Source organism: Streptomyces catenulae, assembly GCF_000718015.1.
In the GTDB taxonomy this organism is placed as follows: Bacteria; Actinomycetota; Actinomycetes; order Streptomycetales; family Streptomycetaceae; genus Streptomyces; species Streptomyces catenulae.
This window is the reverse complement of sequence record NZ_JODY01000058.1, coordinates 1-19,031: the sequence shown is the minus strand read 5'-3', so window position 1 is coordinate 19,031 and position 19,031 is coordinate 1. Positions and strand designations below refer to the sequence as shown.

Below are 19,031 nucleotides of genomic sequence, written 5' to 3'. Positions count from 1 at the left end.
CCCTCGCCCGCCCGAACGCCCACGCCCCCGGCCTACCGCTCTCCGTCCCGCGCCCGGCCCCCGACCTCACGCACCCCGGGCCCTCACCCACCCCGCCCGAAGCCCGGCCCCCGCACCCCACGGCCCCGCGCACCACGCCGCCCCGGTCTCAGCCCCGCTCCCCCCGGAACACCCCGCGCACCACGTCCTCCCCCACGGCCCGCCATCCGCCGGGCGGCAGGATCCCCGGCCCCCGGCCGTCGCCGCGCGCCCGGCGCCGCCCCGCCCACGGCACGCAGTGCACCGGTAGCAGGCTCAGCCCCCAGCCGCCCGCGGCCACCGTCGATTCGACCGGACCCGCGCTCGCGGGCCACCACACCAGCCGGGCCACCGCCCACCACCACACCGCCCCGGCCAGCACCGCGACCACGACCCGCACCCCGGAAACGGCCCGCGGCCCCGGCCGACGGCCCCTCCGACCGGCCGATGCGCGCCTGGCTGCTCCGTGTCCGCTCATCGCCGCCTCCTCCGGCCGGGCCGCCGTCCGGGCTCCGCCGTTGCCCCGTACGACGCTAGTGGCGCCCGGTGACGGTGTGGCAGGGCGCATCGGCGCTCCCCCGGCGCATGCGTGCGCCGTACCCGCCCGCCGCCCGGTGCCCCGCGCACGCCGCCGTACGGCCGCCCCGGTGGCGCGGCCGCGCGGCGGGCCTCCGGCGGCCGTCAGTGGGCCTCGGCCTGGAACATCCAGTGATGTTTCTCCAGGTCGCCGGTGAGTCCGATCAGCAGGTCCTGGGTGACGGGGTCGGGCGTCCCGGTCGCGTCGATCCGCTCCCGCATCCGCCCGATGACCACGCCCAACGCGGTGACCAGCGCCGCGACCCCGGCCTCGACCTTGATCCAGCCGTCCGCGATCTCCGCGATACCGGTGGTCTTCGCCACCGTCGCCGCCCGGCCGTCCGGCGACACCCCCACCGCGGACGCCCGCTCGGCGACCTCGTCCGCGTGCAACCGCGCCGAGGCCACCACCTCGTCGAGCTGGAGATGGACGGAGCGGAACCGCGGACCGACGACGTTCCAGTGCACCTGCTTGGCGATGAGGGAGAGATCCACCAGGTCGACCAGGGCGCCCTGCAGGGCCTTCCCCACGACGGCGCGGTCGGCGTCGGACAGCGGGCTCGTGACCACAGACATCCAGCTCCTCCTCCAGGGGACGAGCGCCCCGGCACCAGAGGCCCGAAACGCTCGGGAATGTACGGGTCCGACCATCGTATAAACGATCGGCCGACGGCGAGCAGTCGAGCGGCGGCGCGGGGCCCCGGGCCGGTTCGGCCCAAGGATCCGTGGGGAGGCCACCGGTCGCGCCCGGGCCCGAACGGCACGGAGCCCCGCCCGGTGATCACCGGGCGGGGCTCCGCAGATGGTCTGTGCCGTGCGTCAGGCGGCGACGCCCGCCACCACATCGGCCGGCGACTTGATCGTCACGCGGTCCTCCGCCACACCCGTCAGGGAGGCGACGGACACGGCGTTGAACGTCCGCACCGGTGCGGGCACCGGGTCGGTCGCGGCCGCGGACTGTGCCAGTTCGGCGAGCGCCAGCTCGTCGCTGACCTCACGCATCAGCTCGGACATGCGCACATCCAGCGCGTCACAGATCGACGAGAGCAGTTCGGACGACGCTTCCTTCTGTCCTCGTTCGACCTCGGACAAATAGCCGAGCGACACCCGGGCGGAGGAAGAGACCTCGCGCAGGGTGCGGCCTTGGCGCTGACGCTGTCGGCGCAGCACGTCACCCAGCAGGCGACGAAGCAGAATCATCGCTGGCTCCCTCCTCGGACCTCGGATCCGGATCCTTCTCGCCCCACCGTACCGCCTTCGGCCCTGGCCGTGCCGGGCGCGAGTACGTGTTCACTCAGGGCTGCAAACATCCCTTCCCCCCGTGTTGTTCCGTATCCTGTGCCCCCGTATTTTCTGTCAGTTCGCCGAGCAACAGCCCGATCACGGCCGCGACGCTGCCCGCGCGGATCCCCTCACGGTCGCCCTCCAGGGCCAGCCGCCGCACCGCGGTCACCTCACCGGGACCGCAGACCGCGACGTAGACGGTGCCCACCGGCTGCCCGTCCTGCGGGTCCGGACCGGCCACCCCGGTGGTGGCGACGCCCCAGTCGGCCTCCAGCAGCCGCCGCACCCCGCACGCCATCTGCCGCGCGACCTCGCCGTCCACCGCGCCCCGCGCGGCCAGCAGCCCGCCGTCGACGCCCAGGACGGACCGCTTGACCTCGGTCGCGTACGCGGTCACCGCGCCGCGCACCACCCGTGAGGCCCCGGGCACGGCGGTCAGCCCGGCGGCGACCAGGCCGCCGGTGAGCGACTCGGCCGCCGCGAGGGTCTCCCCCCGCGCGGCGAGCAGCTCCAGCGCCCGCGCCGCCGACCCGGTCACCGTACGGCGTCCCGCTCGGCGCGCTCGCGGGCGAGCCCGGCCCGGCGCAGCGTGACGGCCTGCCGCACGTAGTCGAAGCCGGTCGCGACGGTCAGCGCCACCGCGACCGCCATCACCCACCAGCGGAACGTGGCCAGCGGACCGGTGAGCACCAGGACGTACATCCCGACCGCGGTGCCCTGCGCCAATGTCTTGATCTTGCCGCCACGACTGGCCGGAATCACGCCGTGCTTGATCACCCAGAACCGCAGCAGCGTGACGCCCAGCTCCCGGAAGAGGATCACGCCCGTCACCCACCACGGCAGATCGCCGAGCAGCGACAGACAGATCAGCGCCGCGCCCATGATCGCCTTGTCGGCGATCGGGTCGGCGATCTTCCCGAAGTCGGTGACGAGGTTGTACGACCGGGCCAGATGACCGTCGAAGACGTCGGTGATCATGGCGACGGCGAACGCGGCCCAGGCGAACGAGCGCCACGCCGGGTCCCGCCCGTCGCCGTGCATCAGCAGCAGCACGAAGGCCGGCACCAGGACCAGCCGCAGCATCGTCAGGACGTTGGCGATGTTCCACAGCCCGGCCTGCCGGACCGCCGCCGGGCGCGGCCCGCCGGTGGCGGAAGCCGGCAGCGGCGTCATCTGCCCGCCCCCTCGGAGGTGCACACCTCGGCGATCAGGTCCACACCCTCGCTCGCGACGACCTTCGCCTCGACCATCCGGCCGGGCGTCAGATCGTCCGCGCCCCGCAGCAGCGTGACGCCGTCGGTCTCAGGCGCCTGGTGGGCGGCCCGGCCCACCACGCCCTCCTCGTCGTCGATCCGGTCGACCAGCACCCGCACGGTGTCGCCGATACGCTCTTCGGCGCGCTGCGCGGTCAGCTCCTCGGCCAGCCGCGACACCCGCGCCAGCCGCTCGGCGACGACATCCGGATCGATCTTGTCCGCGTACGAGGCGGCCTCGGTGCCGTCCTCGTCGGAGTAGCCGAAGACGCCGATCGCGTCGAGCCGGGCGCCGGTGAGGAAGCGCTCCAGCTCGGCGAGGTCGTCCTCGCTCTCGCCGGGGAAGCCGACGATGAAGTTGGAGCGGGCACCCGCCTCGGGCGCCTTGGAACGGATCTGCTCCAGCAGCTCCAGGAAGCGGTCGGTGTCACCGAAGCGCCGCATCCGGCGCAGCACCCCGGGCGCCGCGTGCTGGAAGGAGAGGTCGAAGTAGGGGGCCACCCTGTCGGTGGAGGTGAGGACGTCGATCAGCCCGGGCCGCATCTCGGCGGGCTGGAGGTAGCTGACCCGGATCCGCTCGATGCCGTCGACGGCGGCCAGCTCCGGCAGCAGCGTCTCCAGCAGGCGGATGTCGCCGAGGTCCTTGCCGTAGCTGGTGTTGTTCTCGGAGACCAGCATGATCTCCTTGACGCCCTGCTCCGCCAGCCAGCGGGTCTCGCCGAGCACGTCCGAGGGGCGCCGCGAGATGAACGAGCCACGGAACGAGGGGATGGCGCAGAACGAGCAGCGCCGGTCGCACCCGGAGGCGAGCTTGACCGACGCCACCGGACTGCTGCCGAGTCTGCGGCGCAGCGGCGCCCGCGGCCCGGAGGCCGGTGCGACGCCCTCGGGCAGGTCCTCGGGCGGGGTGTCCTGCGCGTGGCCGGGCAGCGCGACCGCGTCGGCGCTCTGCCGCTCGGCGGGGCTGATCGGCAGCAGCGCCCGGCGGTCGCGCGGTGCGTGCGCCTCGACGTTGCCGCCGCTGAGGATGGTCTGGAGGCGGTCGGAGATGTCGGTGTAGTCGTCGAAGCCGAGCACACCGTCGGCCTCGGGCAGCGCCGAGGCCAGCTCCTTGCCGTAGCGCTCGGCCATACAGCCGACGGCGACGACGGCCTGGGTGCGGCCGTGATCCTTCAGATCGTTGGCTTCCAGCAGGGCGTCGACGGAGTCCTTCTTGGCGGCTTCGACGAAGCCGCAGGTGTTGACGACGGCGACATCGGCATCGGCGGCGTCCTCGACGAGGTCCCAGCCGTCCGCTGCCAGGCGGCCTGCGAGCTCCTCCGAGTCCACCTCGTTACGGGCGCAGCCAAGAGTGACAAGGGCGACGGTACGGCGTTCGGGCATGGGGCTCAGCCTACTTCGTCCCGGACGTACCCCTCGCGCGCAGGTCCGCCGCCGTGCGCTTTCCGGTGTCCGGGAAGCGCACGGCGGCGGCGGAGGCCCGGCCTGTTCAGCCGGCCTGCGGGTCGCCCGGGGTGTAGCTCAGCCGCTCCACGGAGCCCTGGTCGCCGACCTCCTTGACCTCCTTGCCGTTCACGTACAGCTGTACGGCTCCGGCGTTGCCGAGGACGAGGTCGATGCGTTCCTTGTCGGTGAAGGTCTTGGATTCGCCCTCCCGCAGCAGACCGTCCTCCAGCAGCTTGCCGTTGGCGTCCTTCGCGGAGATCCAGCTCTGGCCGCCACGGCCGATGACCTTGATCGTCACCTTGTCCTTCGGCAGCCCGGCGATGGCGCTGTCGGAGGGCTCCGGATCGGGACGGGGGTGCTTGGCGGGGGTGGTGTGGGGGTGCGGGGTGGGCTTCTTCTCGGGGTTGGTGTCGCCCCCGGCGACGGAGATCCCGCCGCCCTGCCCGCCGTCGCTGAACAGCGTGAAGCCGACGAAGCCGACCACCGCGACGATCGCGGCGACCATCGCGGCCGTCCAGTTGGGGCGGCGCCGCTCGGGCCGGATCCGCTCGGCCTCGAAGAGCGGCGCGGCGGGCGTCGGCTCGGGCCGCCCACCGTGCTCGGCGTCGAACTGCTCGATCAGCGGACCGGGATCGAGCTGGACGGCGCGGGCGAGCGTACGCAGGTGGCCCCGGGCGTAGACGTCGCCGCCGCAGCGGGAGAAGTCGTCCTGTTCGATCGCATGGACAAGGGGGATACGCACCCGTGTCGACGCGCTGACCTCTTCGACGGTCAGCCGCGCCGCGATACGGGCCTGCTGGATGGCTCGACCGACGGAAGGCCGGTCGTCAGTTGGGGAGTTGCCGATGGACACGGGGGCGCCTTTCGAGCGTGTAGCCACCTGCTGGACGTTCAGTCTAGGGGTGGACCGAAAGGGACGGGCAAGCGGGCGGACGGAGTCCGTACGCCATCGGTACGCCGGTGGCGACGCCTCCGGCTCCGCTGGTGAAGCATCGTTCCCTCACCTCCCTCAACTTGACGTATCGGCAGGAGAAACGGTTGCTTTGGCGCCCGCACGCATGACTCGTACGGGTGAATCGCTCGGTATTTTCTACCCGGAAGCCTCCCCCCGGATCACTCCGAGCACTCCGTCCAGCTCGTCCGGCTTCACCAGGACGTCGCGGGCCTTGGAACCCTCGCTCGGCCCGACGATGTTCCGCGACTCCATCAGGTCCATCAGCCGCCCCGCCTTGGCGAAGCCGACCCGCAGCTTCCGCTGGAGCATGGAGGTGGAGCCGAACTGCGTCGAGACCACCAGCTCCGCGGCCTGGCAGAGCAGGTCGAGGTCGTCGCCGATGTCCTCGTCGATCTCCTTCTTCTGCTTGCCGCCGACCGTCACGTCGTCGCGGAAGACCGGCGCCATCTGATCCTTGCAGTGCTGCACCACCGCGGCCACCTCGGCCTCGGTGACGAACGCGCCCTGCATCCGGACCGGCTTGTTGGCACCCATCGGCAGGAAGAGGCCGTCGCCCTTGCCGATCAGCTTCTCGGCGCCCGGCTGGTCGAGGATGACCCGGCTGTCGGCGAGCGAGGACGTGGCGAAGGCGAGCCGGGAGGGGACGTTCGCCTTGATCAGACCCGTGACGACGTCGACCGACGGCCGCTGGGTGGCGAGCACCAGATGGATACCGGCCGCCCGCGCCAGCTGGGTGATGCGGACGATCGCGTCCTCGACGTCCCGCGGCGCGACCATCATCAGGTCCGCCAGCTCGTCCACGATGACCAGCAGATACGGATACGGCGCCAGCTCGCGCTCACTGCCCTCGGGCGGCTTGACCTTGCCGTTGCGGACCGCCTCGTTGAAGTCGTCGATGTGGCGGTAGCCGTACGCGGCGAGGTCGTCGTAGCGCAGATCCATCTCGCGCACGACCCACTGCAGCGCCTCCGCCGCCCGCTTCGGGTTGGTGATGATCGGCGTGATCAGGTGCGGGATGCCCTCGTACGCGGTCAGCTCGACGCGCTTGGGGTCGACCAGCACCATCCGCACATCCTCCGGGGTGGCCCGGACCATCACCGAGGTGATCAGACAGTTGATGCAGGAGGACTTACCGGAACCGGTGGCACCGGCGACGAGGATGTGCGGCATCTTCGCCATGTTGGCCATGACGTAGCCGCCCTCGACGTCCTTGCCGAGCGCCACCAGCATCGGATGCTCGTCGCCCGCCGCGTCGGCCAGCCGCAGCACATCGCCGAGGTTGACCATCTCGCGGTCGGTGTTGGGGATCTCGATGCCGACCGCGGACTTGCCGGGGATCGGGCTGATGATCCGCACGTCCGGGCTGGCCACCGCGTACGCGATGTTCTTCGCCAGCGCGGTGATCTTCTCGACCTTGACCGCCGGGCCCAGCTCGACCTCGTACCGGGTGACCGTCGGCCCGCGGGTGAAGCCGGTGACCGCCGCGTCGACCTTGAACTCCTGGAAGACGTTGGTCAGCGCGGCCACTATCGCGTCGTTGGCGGCGCTGCGGGTCTTGCCCGGGCCGCCCCGGGAGAGCAGGTCCAGCGAGGGCAGCGCGTACGTGATGTCGCCCGCCAGCTGGAGCTGCTCGGCGCGGGCGGGCAGCCCGCCGTCCGGCTCCTTCGGCGTCTTGGTGAAGTCCGGCACCGACGACGGGCCGTCCGACGACGGCTGCGCGGCACGGGCCGGGGGCACCGCACCGGACGGGGTGGCACCCTCGCCGCCGCCCCGGCGCTCACCGGAGATGCTGCTGCTGAGACCGGCGACGATCGGGGAGGGCTGGACACCGTGCAGCACCGCGCCGTCCAGCGCCGCCGCCGCCTCCGCCGCGACGTCCACCGCGTCCTTGGGCCGCGCCACGGCGGGCGCCGCCGGTTCCTTGCGCGGGCGCTTCCGCTCGGCCAGCGCCTCCGCCTCCAGCGCGTCCGGGTCGCCCGCCTCCGCGGCGACGGACCGGCGCGAGCGGCGCGCCGGACGCTCCTCCCACTCCTCCTCGTCGTCGGCCCAGTCCACCCACTCCGCCTCCGGCGCGGTCTCCAGCACACCGAGCCGGGCGCCGAGCGCGCGCAGCCGCTGCGGGATGGCGTTGACCGGGGTGGCCGTGACGACCAGCAGGCCGAACACCGTCAGCAGCACCAGCAGCGCCACCGCCAGCATCTGCCCGAGGGTGAAGATCAGGGGCTTGGAGACCGCCCAGCCGACATAGCCGCCCGCGTCCCGCACGCCCGTGGCGTCGTCCCGCCCCGGCGACCCGCAGGCGATGGCGACCTGTCCGAGGACGCCGATGACCAGCGCGGAGAGCCCGATCACGATCCGGCCGTTGGCCTCGGGCTGCTCGGGGTGGCGGATCAGCCGGATGGCGATCCCGGCCAGCAGGATCGGCACGACCAGGTCGAGCCGCCCGAACGCGCCGGTCACCAGCAGTTCGACGAGATCGCCGACCGGACCGCTGAGGTTGGACCAGGTACCGGCCGCGACGACCAGGGCGATGCCGAGCAGCAGCAGCCCGAGGCCGTCCTTGCGGTGCGCCGGGTCGAGGTTCTTCGCGCCGCGGCCCATCCCGCGGAACACCACCCCGCACGCCCGGACGCATCCCCGGAGGAAACGCACGATGCCGCCGGTCGGGGACGGTGCGGGCTTCGGCGGCGCCTTCTTCGCCGCGGCCCGCTTGGCGGGTGCCTTGCGGGGCGGCGCCTTCGCGGCGGTCTTCTTCACCGGTGGCTTGCGGGCAGCCGCCTTCTTCGTGGCGGTCTTCTTGGCGGCGCCCCCGGACGCTCCGGCGCGCTGCTTCGAGGGGCCCGCCGTGCGTGGGGTTCCCTTGCCGGACGTACGTGAGGCCATGGTGACGAGATTACAGGCGCCGCCGGAGCAGACACGAGCACACGGCGCTTCACCCGAACGTGTCGTACCGGAATGTCAGGACGGATGTCCCCCGCGGTACGTGAGCCGCCGTCAGCCGAACGGCGGCGCCCCGGCGGTCAGCCCGCGGAGCCGCCCGCGCCCGGCTCCAGCGCGTCCAGCGCCCGCCGCAGCCCGGTCAGCTTCCGCTCCAGATGGGCGGCGGTCGCCACCGCCGCCGCGTCCGCCGACTCGTCGAGCTGCTTGGAGAGCGCCTCCGCCTGCTCCTCGACCGCCGCCAGCCGCGCCGACAGCTCCGCGAGCAGCCCGGCCGACTCCTTCGCCTCGTCGACCCGGCCGCCCTCCAGCTGGAGGCGCAACAGCGACGCCTGCTCCCGCAGTTGGCAGTTCTTCATGTACAGCTCGACGAAGACCGAGACCTTCGCGCGCAGCACCCACGGGTCGAACGGCTTGGAGATGTAGTCCACCGCACCGGCGGCGTAGCCCCGGAAGGTGTGGTGCGGACCGTGGTTGATCGCGGTCAGGAAGATGATCGGGATGTCGCGGGTGCGCTCGCGGCGCTTGATGTGCGCCGCGGTCTCGAAACCGTCCATCCCCGGCATCTGCACATCGAGCAGAATCACCGCGAAATCATCCGTGAGCAGCGCCTTGAGCGCTTCCTCCCCGGACGATGCCCGCACCAGCGTCTGATCGAGCGCGGAGAGGATCGCCTCCAGCGCCAGCAGATTCTCCGGCCGGTCATCGACCAGGAGGATCTTGGCCTTCTGCACCATGGCCCGACCTCCTCGCCCCGGCATGGGGCCTCCCCTGTCCGAAGGACTTGGGGAAGAACCGGACGCCGCCCCAAGGGGCGACTCCGTCATGCCGCCCGTCCTTGTGCCGGTCATCGTAGCTGCACCCCGCTCGTCGCCACACCCTGTCACCGCGATGTCACCGTGTACGTAGCGGAAACGCCGGAGGGGGCCGGAAGGTTCCCCCGCCGTGCGTCGCGCCACGTCCGCGGCCACCGTGCCTCAGCACCCGGTGATCCTCTTCCGCTTCCATACTGGACGCTCCGTCACCTCGCGCGCATCCATTGCTCCATGACCGACAACAGATGGTCGGTGTCGACCGGCTTGGTGACGTAGTCCGAAGCACCGGACTCGATGCTCTTCTCCCGGTCCCCCTTCATCGCCTTGGCGGTCAGCGCGATGATCGGCAACCCCGCGAACTGCGGCATCCTCCGGATCGCCGCCGTCGTGGCGTAGCCGTCCATCTCCGGCATCATGATGTCCATCAGTACCAGGACGACGTCGTCGTGCTGCTCCAGGACCTCGATGCCCTCCCGGCCGTTCTCCGCGTAGAGCACCGACAGACCGTGCTGCTCCAGGACGCTGGTCAGCGCGAAGACGTTCCGGATGTCGTCGTCGACGATGAGCACCTTCTCGCCGTGGAAACCGCCGCTCGCGGCCGGTTCCACCAGATCCTGGCCGTTGCCGAGCCAGTGCTCCTCCGGCTGCCGGGCAGGTGCGGGCGGCTCGGGCGCGGCGCTCTCGGGACGCTGCGGGGCGGGCAGCGCCGCCCGGCGTGCGCCGCCGGTCAGCCCGCGCCGGCGGCGACGGCTCAGCGCGCCCACCGACGCCTGCTCCTCGGCCACCCGCGCCGCCTCCTCGGCCGCCTGCCGCCCGACCTCCGTCTCGCGCGCCTCGGCGTCCATCGCCAGGCCCCCGGCCACCAGCGCCGGGTAGCCCTGCGGCGGCAGCCCGCCCGGGTTCTGCGGCAGGTACAGCGTGAACGTCGAGCCGCGGCCCGGTTCGCTCGCGGCGTGGATCTCGCCGCCCAGCAGCCGTGCGATCTCCCGGCTGATCGACAGGCCCAGGCCCGTACCGCCGTACTTCCGGCTGGTCGTGCCGTCCGCCTGCTTGAACGCCTCGAAGATCACCCGCATCTTGCTGGACGCGATGCCGATACCGGTGTCGGTGACCGAGAAGGCGATCATCTCGGCGTCCGGGTCCCGCAGCGAACCGTGTTCGAGCAGCTGCTCACGGATGGCCACCGGGACGTCCGAACCGGCCGGACGGATCACCAGCTCGACATTGCCGCTGTCGGTGAACTTCACCGCGTTCGACAGCAGGTTGCGCAGCACCTGCAGCAGCCGCTGCTCGTCGGTGTGCAGGGTGGAGGGCAGATCCGGCGAGACCCGGACGGCGAACTCCAGCCCCTTCTCGGCGGTCAGCGGGCGGAACGTCGCCTCGACGTAGTCGACGAGCTGGACCAGCGCGATCCGCGTCGGCGAGACGTCCATCTTGCCCGCCTCGACCTTCGACAGATCGAGGATGTCGTTGATCAGCTGGAGCAGATCGCTGCCCGCCCCGTGGATCGTCTCGGCGAACTCCACCTGCTTCGGGGAGAGGTTCCCCTCGGCGTTGTCGGCCAGCAACTTGGCGAGAATCAGCAGGGAGTTGAGGGGCGTGCGCAGCTCGTGCGACATGTTCGCCAGGAACTCCGACTTGTAGCGCATCGAGACCGCGAGCTGCTCGGCGCGCTCCTCCAGGACCTGCCGCGCCTCCTCGATCTCGGTGTTCTTCACCTCGATGTCGCGGTTCTGCGCCCGCAGCTGCTCGGCCTTCTCCTCCAGCTCGGAGTTGGACAGCTCCAGCGCCTTCTGCCGGCTCTCCAGCTCGGCGGAACGCTCCTTCAGCTGCTCGGTCAGCTCCTGCGACTGCTGGAGCAGCACCTCCGTCTTGGTGTTGACCGAGATGGTGTTGACACTTGTCGCGATCATCTCGGCGATCTGGCTGAGGAAGTCCTTCTGGATCTGGGTGAACGGCTGGAACGACGCCAGCTCGATCACGCCCAGCACCTTGTCCTCGAAGAGCACCGGCAGCACGATCACATTCGCCGGAGGCGCCTCCCCCAGCCCGGACGCGATCTTCAGATAGCCGGAGGGCACGTTCTCCACCAGGATCGTGCGGCCCTCCTCGGCAGCCGTCCCGATCAGCGTCTCGCCCGGCTTGAACGTCGTCGGCATCGCCCCCATCGCGTAGCCGTACGACCCCATCAGCCGCAGCTCGTACGCGCCGCGCTCACCGCCGTCCGCGCCCAGCTCCTGGCCGTCGGGCCGGGCGGCGAGGAAGAACGCGCCGTGCTGGGCGGAGACCGCGGGCGACAGCTCGCTCATGATGAGCGTGGCGACGTCCTTCAGATCCCGCCTGCCCTGCATCAGACCGGAGATCCGGGCGAGGTTGCCCTTGAGCCAGTCCTGTTCCTCGTTGGCGAGCGTGGTCTCGCGGAGCGTGGAGATCATGGTGTTGACGTTGTCCTGAAGCTCCAGGATCTCGCCCGCCGCGTCGACGTCGATACGGACGTTGTGGTCGCCGAGGGTGACCGCCGCGGCGACCGCGGCGATGGCCCGCACCTGACGGGTGAGGTTGCCCGCCATCTCGTTCACCGACTCGGTCAGGTCCTTCCAGGTACCGGCCACGCCCCGCACCTGCGCCTGACCGCCCAGCTGACCCTCCGTACCCACCTCGCGGGCCACCCTGGTGACCTGCTCGGCGAAGGACGACAGCTGGTCGACCATGGTGTTGATGGTGGTCTTCAGCGCCAGGATCTCGCCCCGCGCATCGATGTCGATCTTCTTGGTCAGATCGCCCTTGGCGATGGCGGTGGTGACCATGGCGATGTTGCGGACCTGGCCGGTGAGGTTGTTGGCCATGGAGTTCACCGACTCCGTGAGGTCCTTCCACGTCCCCGCGACACCGGGCACCCGCGCCTGGCCACCGAGGATGCCGTCGGTGCCCACCTCGCGCGCCACCCGCGTCACCTCGTCGGCGAACGACGAGAGGGTGGTGACCATGGTGTTGACGGTGTCGGCGAGCTGCGCGACCTCGCCGCGCGCCTCGACCGTCACCTTCTTCGTCAGATCGCCGTTGGCGACCGCCGCCGAGACCTGTGAGATGTTCCGCACCTGAATCGTCAGGTTGTTGGCCATCAGGTTGACGTTGTCGGTGAGGTCCAGCCAGATACCGGTCGCGCCCGGCACCCGCGCCTGACCGCCCAGCTGCCCCTCGGTGCCCACCTCACGGGCGACCCGGGTGACCTGCTCCGCGAAGGACGAGAGCTGATCGACCATCGTGTTGACGGTGGTGACCAGTTCGAGGATCTCGCCCTTGGCGTCGACGGTGATCTTCTTCGACAGGTCGCCGTCCGCCACCGCCGTCGTCACCTCGGCGATGTTGCGCACCTGCGAGGTCAGGTTGTTCGCCATGCCGTTGACAGACTGGGTGAGGTCCTTCCACGTACCGCTGACGCCCTGGACCTCCGCCTGGCCGCCGAGGATGCCCTCGGTGCCGACCTCGCGGGCCACCCTCGTCACCTGGTCCGCGAACGACGACAGCTGGTCCACCATCGTGTTCAGCGTGTTCTTCAGCTCCAGGATCTCGCCCCGGGCATCCGCGTCGATCTTCTGCGACAGGTCACCGCGGGCGACCGCCGTCGCGACCTGCGCGATGTTGCGGACCTGCGCGGTGAGGTTCCCGGCCATGCCGTTCACCGAGTCCGTCAGATCCCGCCACACCCCGGCGACGCCCGGCACCTGCGCCTGACCGCCCAGCCGCCCGTCGGTACCGACCTCCCGGGCGACCCGGGTGACCTGCTCGGCGAAGGCGGAGAGCTGGTCGACCATCGTGTTGATGGTGTTCTTCAGCTCCAGGATCTCGCCGCGCGCGTCCACATCGATCTTCTGCGACAGGTCGCCGCGCGCCACCGCCGTCGTCACCTGCGCGATCTGCCGCACCTGCGAGGTGAGGTTCCCCGCCATGAAGTTGACGGAGTCGGTCAGCTCCTTCCAGGTGCCGCTGACGCCGTCCACCCGCGCCTGACCGCCCAGACGGCCCTCCGTACCCACGTCCCGGGCCATCCGCGTGACCTGGTCGGCGAAGGACGACAACTGATCCACCATGGTGTTCACGGTGTTCTTCAGCTGGAGCATCTCGCCGGAGACGTCGACCGTCACCTTCTGCGAGAGGTCACCGTTGGCGACGGCGGTCGTCACCTGCGCGATGTTGCGGACCTGCCCCGTGAGGTTACGGAACGCGGTGTTCACCGAGTCGGTGAGGTCCTTCCAGGTGCCCGCCGCGCCCGGCACCGCCGCCTGGCCGCCCAGCTCACCCTCGACACCGATCTCCCGCGCCACCCGCGTGACTTCCGCACCGAACGCGGAGAGCTGCCCCACCATCGTGTTGACGGTGTTCTTCAACTCCAACATCTCACCGGCGACATCGACCGTGACCGTCTGCGACAGGTCACCGTTGGCCACCGCCGTCGTCACCTGCGCGATGTCCCGCACCTGCGCGGTGAGGTTACGGAACGCCGTGTTGACCGAGTCCGTCAGGTCCTTCCAGGTACCGGCGGCGCCCGGCACCTGCGCCTGCCCGCCGAGCTGCCCCTCGGCCCCGACCTCGTTCGCCACCCGCGTCACTTCGTCCGCGAAGGTCCGCAGCGTCTCCGTCATGGTGTTCATCGTGTCGGCGAGCTGCGCCACCTCACCGCGCGCGCTCACCGTGACCCGCTGCGACAGATCGCCGTTGGCGACCGCCGTGGTGACCTGCGCGATCCCCCGCACCTGCGCCGTGAGGTTGCCCGCCATCAGATTGACGGAGTCGGTGAGGTCCTTCCACACCCCGGCGACACCCGGCACCCGCGCCTGGCCGCCCAGCTCCCCCTCGGTACCGACCTCGCGTGCGACGCGCGTCACCTCGGAGGCGAACGACGAGAGCTGGTCCACCATCGTGTTGACGGTGTTCTTCAGCTCCAGCATCTCGCCCTCGACGTGGACGGTGACCTTCCGCGAGAGGTCACCCTTGGCCACCGCCGTGGTGACGAGAGCAATGTCACGCACCTGCGCGGTCAGCCGCGCCGCCATCGTGTTGACGGACTCGGTGAGGTCCTTCCAGGAGCCCGACATCCCGCGCACCCGCGCCTGGCCGCCGAGCTTGCCCTCCGTACCGACCTCACTGGCCACCCGCGTGACCTCGTCGGTGAAGGCCGACAACTGGTCGACCAGACCGTTGACCGTCCGCCCGACCTTCAGGAACTCCCCGCGCAGCGGATGCTCCGAGGAGCTGTCCGAACTGCGCGACCGCAGATCCATCCGCTGTTCCAGATCGCCCTCGGACACCGCCGACAGCACCCGGCCCACCTCGGAGACGGGCCGCACGAGATCGTCGACGAGCGCGTTGGACGCGTCGATCGCCGCCGCCCAGGACCCCTCGCAGGCGCCGACCTCCAGCCGCTCCGTGAGCTTTCCCTCACGTCCGACGACCCGGCGCACCCGCGCCAGCTCACCCGTCAGATGCAGATTGCGGTCCGCGGCCTCGTTGAACACCGCCGCGATCTCGGCCATGACCCCGTCGCCGGAGACCGTGAGCCGCTTGCGGAAATTGCCGTCCCGCATGGCGGCCAGGGCGACCAGCAGCCGGTTCAGGGCCGCCGTGTCCACCTCGGTCGTCCCGCCGTTCCGGGATCGTCCGCCTTTCGCGCGCGTGCCTGCGCCCCGCGCCGCTGCGCCAGACTCCACCGTGTCCCTCCCGCAAGGGTCGACCGTTCCCGGGCTTTCTCCTGATGCCTGCCCAGTGTTTCACCATGGCCCAACCAGGCCATAACAGTTCGGCAGCATCGCATACCGTCCCTGGGCACGATCGGGGCGGAATCACCCGTGACCGGCATCCGCAGCCGCGGCGAAGGTAAGTAACCTGGCACCGGGCTGTCCACCCGCACGGCTTCCCGCCCGAGACGGTGGCACACGCACGACAGGTAATCGGAGGGGCGCCGCAGGTATGGGGGACCAGATCACCGACACACGCATGAGGAGACCAGTGATCACCGCGCGGGCCGCCGCCACCTTCGAACCGGTCGGGCGCTCGGTCGCCCAGGCCCGTGCGTTCGTCCGCGACACCCTCCAGGGCTGGGGATACGGCGACATCGTCGACGACGCCGTCGTCCTTACCAGTGAACTGGTCACCAACGCCGTCGTGCACGCCGGAACCGCCGCCGACGTCCTGTGCCTGCGCGAGGAGAGCGGCGTCCGTATCTCCGTCGCCGACCGCTACCCCGAGCGCGAGATCCCGCTCCAGAACACCGGCCGCGTCCTGGTCCACCCGGACCGCGAGGGCGGCCGCGGACTGCTCCTGTGCGGCGCGCTCGCCGCCCGCTGGGGCGTCGAGTACTCCCCCGACCGCAAGTACGTCTGGTTCCGCCTCGACCTGCCCGAGCGCCCGGCGGGCACCCGCGCCGCCGGTCCCGCGCTCCCCGTCGACGCGCTGCCCGTCGCCGACCACCGCGTCCGCGTCGCCGTCGTCCAGATCGACCGCGGCGGCTGCATCAGCGCCTGGAACGACGACGCCACCGGCCTCTTCGGCTACGAAGCCGAGCAGGTCGTCGGCAAACCCCTCACCGACATCGCCGCCTGGCCGCACACCCCCGGCACCGGCACCGGCATCGCCGAGGCCCTGCGCCTCTCCCGCTGGGAGGGCTCCTACGGCGTCCGCGGCGCCGACGGCCGCGTCCTGCCCGTCTACGCCTCCCATCTGCGGGTCCGCGACGCCGACGGCGAGGCGTCCACCGTCTGCCTCCTCGTCCGCGACCACGAACGCGCCGTGCTGCAGAGCCCGACCCGCACCCCCGCACCGGACGCCGCCTCGCAGACCTCCCGGGCCGACGGCCGCCCGTCCGACCCGTTCGAGGTCTTCATCGGCTCCCCCGCCCCCGACGACCTCGACGGTCTGCTCCAGCGCACCGTCGAGCGCGCCCGCGACATGCTCGACGGCGACGCCGCCTATCTGCTGCTCGCCACCGACGACGAGACGGAGCTGGAGGTCCGTGCCTCCACCGGCCTGCCCTCCGCCCGCCAGCGCTTCGCCCGCGTCCCCGTCGAGACCGGCTCGGGCCGCTACGGCTCCGCCCGGATGCCCTCCGTCCACGAGGACCTCACCGCCGTCCCCGGCGCCGTCCCCCTCCTCAACGGCACGGGGATGCGCTCCGTCGTCACCGTCCCGCTGAAGGTCGAGGGCCGGCTGACCGGCTCGCTCGGCGTCGCCGCGGAGAGCGCCGGGCGCTACACCAACGAAGAGGCACTGCATCTCCAGTTCGCCGCCGACCGCATCGCCCTCGCCGTCGAACGGGCCCGCCTGACCGAGCTGGAGAAGCTCCGCCGCGGCTCCCTCTCCTTCCTCGTCGAGGCGTCCGACCTGCTCGCCGGGACCCTCGACCGCGACCAGACACTGGCGCTGATGGCCCAGATGACGGTCCCCACCCTCGCCACCTGGTGCGCCGTCTACACCGTCGCCGACCAGGCGTCCGAGCCCGAGCTGTCCTACGTCCTGCACGAGGACGAGGACCGCATCGACGGCCTCAAGACCCTGCTGCTGAAGGTCGATCCGCCCGAGCCGGTGCCCACCCCGGGCGCCCGTGTGTGGACCGCCCCCACCGACGCCGCGCACGACGCCGCGCTCCGCACCTCCCTGCGCAGCCTGGGCCTCGGCGATTCCGCGCGGCCCTCCACCGGCCCCGGCGCCTCCCTCGCCACCGCCTCCGCGGTCGGCGGCGAGACCGTCGTCCTGCCGCTGGTCGCCCGCAACCGCGTCATCGGCATGCTCACCCTGGGCAAACCGACCGAGGAGCACTTCCGCCAGGAGATCCTGGAGCTGGCCGAGGACCTCTCCCGCCGCGCCGCGCTCGCCCTCGACAACGCCCGCCTCTACTCCGAGCGCACCGCCATCAGCCAGTCCCTCCAGCGCAGCCTCCTCCCCCCGGAGCTGCCGGACGTCCCCAACGTCGAGGTCGAGGTCATCTACCGTGCCGCCGGTGAGGGCAACGAGGTCGGCGGCGACTTCTACGACCTCTTCCCCATCCGCGACGGCGCGTACGGCTTCGCCATCGGCGACGTCTGCGGCACCGGCCCCGAGGCCGCCGCCGTCACGGGCCTGGCCCGGCACGCCCTGCGCCTCCTGGCCCGCGAGGGCTTCGGCGGCCCCGCCGTCCTGGAGCGCCTCAACGCCGCGATCCTCGACGAAGGCGCCCGCAGCCGCTTCCTCACCCTGCTCTACGGCGAACTGTGGCCGCAGGAGGACGGCAGCGCCCTGCTGAAGGTCGTCTGCGCCGGACACCCGCTCCCGCTCCGCCTCCGCCAGGACGGCTCGGTCGAACCGGCCGCCGAACCCCAGCCCCTCCTCGGCGTCATGGACGACCTGGAGCTGTACGAACAGACCGTCACCCTCGACCCGGGCGATGTCCTCCTCTGCGTCACCGACGGCGTCACCGAGCGCCGCGAGGGCACCCGCATGCTCGGCGACGACGGCCTCACCGATGTCCTGACGATGTGTACGGGCCTGACGGCGGGCGCGGTAGCCGCCCGGGTCCTGCGCGCAGTGGAACGCTTCGCCGCCGAACCGGCCTCGGACGACATGGCGATCCTCGCGATGCGCGTCCCCGAAATCCCCACCACCACACAGCAGTAGAAAGCCCGTCTCTTTCCCGCCCAAATCATCACCGGGCGGGAAAGAGACGGCCCTCTCCATCCACACATGCAAAAGGCCCCCGCCATTGTGGCGGGGGCCTTTTCTTCTGAGCCCCAATACGGAATCGAACCGTAGACCTTCTCCTTACCATGGAGACGCTCTGCCGACTGAGCTATTGGGGCGAGCCAGCGGAATAGATCATACATGACCTGCGCCGAAGCTCCGAATCGCGCACGGCCCCTCCAGGAAACCGCCCGCCGCCGTCACCTCGCGGGCTGCAACAGTCCCCCGAGCGCATTGCAGGCACCCACCATCCGCTGCAACTCCCGCCGTTCCATTCCCGCCCGCAGCGGCAGCGCCAACGTCTCGTCCACGGCTCGCTCGGTCTGCGGCAGAAAGACGTCCCGCCGCAGCCCCGGCATCCGGTACACGGGCGCCTGTACGGGTATCCGGCAGCCGACGCCCTTGGCACGCAGCGCCCGCGCGAACGCGTCCCGGTCCGGACGCCCGTTGCCGGGGACCCGCACCACGTACTGCTCATAGGTGTGCCCCGCCGCGGACGCCGGGGTCTCCACGCCCTTGAGCCGCCCGTCGAGGTACGCCGCGTGCGCCCGCCGCCGCTCGGCCCCTTCGGACGCCGCTCCCGGCTCGTCCACGACCAGCACCAACAGCCCGTGCCGTCGTCCCAGTTCCCGAATCCAGCTGTCGTCGGCCCGCCGCCCGAAGCGGTGTATCGCGACGACGGCGGCGGTCCGGCGCGTCACCACGTCGGACACCGCGGCGGGATCGAGGCAGTAGCTCTCCCCGTCGACGTCGGCGAAGACGGGCAACGCACCCAACTCCACCACCGCCTCGGCCACTTCGGCGTTGCCGTACGCCGGCACCACGACCTCGTCACCGGCGCGCACCCCGGCCGACTTGAGCGTCTCCACAGTCCCCATGCCGCGGATCCTGGCCACGCGAGGTGAACGAGGCGTTACGCACACACGGCCACCGGTGGCCGAACGCAAAAATGCTCCGGTCCCCGGAAACCATCACTGGTTTCCGGGGACCGGAGCTAAAAATTGTTCGGCGGCGTCCTACTCTCCCACAGAGTCCCCT

12 protein-coding genes and 1 tRNA gene are annotated in these 19,031 nt (G+C 71.3%); 1 reads left to right on the top strand and 12 read right to left on the bottom strand.

Annotated features, from left to right (window positions below; all coding sequences use genetic code 11):
• Positions 1–148: 148 nt before the first annotated feature.
• The 10 genes from IF23_RS31750 to IF23_RS0130150 form a co-directional block, all read right to left on the bottom strand.
• Positions 149–409, bottom strand: a complete 261-nt coding sequence (locus IF23_RS31750) for a hypothetical protein (RefSeq protein WP_169750043.1) — start codon at positions 407–409, stop codon at positions 149–151.
• Between the two features lie 290 nt (positions 410–699).
• Entirely contained in the window at positions 700–1,170 is a 471-nt protein-coding gene (locus IF23_RS0130190; RefSeq protein ID WP_030289370.1) for a Dps family protein, read from the bottom strand.
• 243 nt (positions 1,171–1,413) lie between these two features.
• Positions 1,414–1,794, bottom strand: a complete 381-nt coding sequence (locus tag IF23_RS0130185; protein ID WP_030289368.1) for a helix-turn-helix domain-containing protein — start codon at positions 1,792–1,794, stop codon at positions 1,414–1,416.
• A 94-nt stretch (positions 1,795–1,888) separates the two neighbouring features.
• Entirely contained in the window at positions 1,889–2,416 is a 528-nt protein-coding gene (locus tag IF23_RS0130180) for a CinA family protein (protein ID WP_030289366.1), read from the bottom strand.
• A complete protein-coding gene (gene pgsA / locus IF23_RS0130175; RefSeq protein ID WP_030289365.1) occupies positions 2,413–3,051 on the bottom strand; it encodes a CDP-diacylglycerol--glycerol-3-phosphate 3-phosphatidyltransferase in 639 nt (212 codons plus the stop codon). The genes IF23_RS0130180 and pgsA overlap by 4 nt, the downstream gene beginning before the upstream one ends.
• Positions 3,048–4,514, bottom strand: coding sequence for a 30S ribosomal protein S12 methylthiotransferase RimO (rimO, locus tag IF23_RS0130170; RefSeq protein ID WP_030289362.1), 1,467 nt, complete (start codon positions 4,512–4,514; stop codon positions 3,048–3,050). The genes pgsA and rimO overlap by 4 nt, the downstream gene beginning before the upstream one ends.
• Positions 4,515–4,620: 106 nt before the next feature.
• Positions 4,621–5,430, bottom strand: a complete 810-nt coding sequence (locus tag IF23_RS0130165) for a helix-turn-helix domain-containing protein (RefSeq protein ID WP_030289361.1) — start codon at positions 5,428–5,430, stop codon at positions 4,621–4,623.
• 237 nt (positions 5,431–5,667) lie between these two features.
• Positions 5,668–8,415, bottom strand: a complete 2,748-nt coding sequence (locus IF23_RS0130160) for a DNA translocase FtsK (protein WP_030289360.1) — start codon at positions 8,413–8,415, stop codon at positions 5,668–5,670.
• A 137-nt stretch (positions 8,416–8,552) separates the two neighbouring features.
• Positions 8,553–9,206, bottom strand: a complete 654-nt coding sequence (locus IF23_RS0130155) for a response regulator (protein ID WP_030289359.1) — start codon at positions 9,204–9,206, stop codon at positions 8,553–8,555.
• A 284-nt stretch (positions 9,207–9,490) separates the two neighbouring features.
• Positions 9,491–14,992, bottom strand: a complete 5,502-nt coding sequence (locus tag IF23_RS0130150) for a HAMP domain-containing protein (protein WP_037680315.1) — start codon at positions 14,990–14,992, stop codon at positions 9,491–9,493.
• A gap of 286 nt (positions 14,993–15,278) precedes the next feature.
• On the opposite strand from IF23_RS0130150, the gene IF23_RS0130145 reads away from it, so the two are divergent.
• Positions 15,279–17,930 (top strand): SpoIIE family protein phosphatase, encoded by a 2,652-nt coding sequence (locus IF23_RS0130145; RefSeq protein ID WP_245655167.1) that lies wholly within the window; start codon positions 15,279–15,281, stop codon positions 17,928–17,930.
• Positions 17,931–18,039: 109 nt separating this feature from the next.
• On the opposite strand, the gene IF23_RS0130140 is transcribed toward IF23_RS0130145, so the two are convergent.
• Both IF23_RS0130140 and IF23_RS0130135 read right to left on the bottom strand, forming a co-directional pair.
• Positions 18,040–18,112 (bottom strand) — tRNA-Thr (locus tag IF23_RS0130140).
• Between the two features lie 81 nt (positions 18,113–18,193).
• Positions 18,194–18,871: a DegT/DnrJ/EryC1/StrS family aminotransferase gene (locus tag IF23_RS0130135; RefSeq protein WP_030289356.1), complete on the bottom strand. Its 678-nt coding sequence runs from the start codon at positions 18,869–18,871 to the stop codon at positions 18,194–18,196.
• Positions 18,872–19,031 lie beyond the last annotated feature (160 nt).

What these genes read in the sequence shown, in the direction of transcription:
- IF23_RS0130190 (WP_030289370.1), bottom strand. Translation starts at nt 1,170, where the DNA reads ATGTCTGTGGTCACGAGCCCGCTGTCCGACGCCGACCGCGCCGTCGTG.
- IF23_RS0130185 (WP_030289368.1), bottom strand. Translation starts at nt 1,794, where the DNA reads ATGATTCTGCTTCGTCGCCTGCTGGGTGACGTGCTGCGCCGACAGCGT.
- pgsA (WP_030289365.1), bottom strand. Translation starts at nt 3,051, where the DNA reads ATGACGCCGCTGCCGGCTTCCGCCACCGGCGGGCCGCGCCCGGCGGCG.
- rimO (WP_030289362.1), bottom strand. Translation starts at nt 4,514, where the DNA reads ATGCCCGAACGCCGTACCGTCGCCCTTGTCACTCTTGGCTGCGCCCGT.
- IF23_RS0130160 (WP_030289360.1), bottom strand. Translation starts at nt 8,415, where the DNA reads ATGGCCTCACGTACGTCCGGCAAGGGAACCCCACGCACGGCGGGCCCC.
- IF23_RS0130155 (WP_030289359.1), bottom strand. Translation starts at nt 9,206, where the DNA reads ATGGTGCAGAAGGCCAAGATCCTCCTGGTCGATGACCGGCCGGAGAAT.
- IF23_RS0130145 (WP_245655167.1), top strand. Translation starts at nt 15,279, where the DNA reads ATGAGGAGACCAGTGATCACCGCGCGGGCCGCCGCCACCTTCGAACCG.
- IF23_RS0130135 (WP_030289356.1), bottom strand. Translation starts at nt 18,871, where the DNA reads ATGGGGACTGTGGAGACGCTCAAGTCGGCCGGGGTGCGCGCCGGTGAC.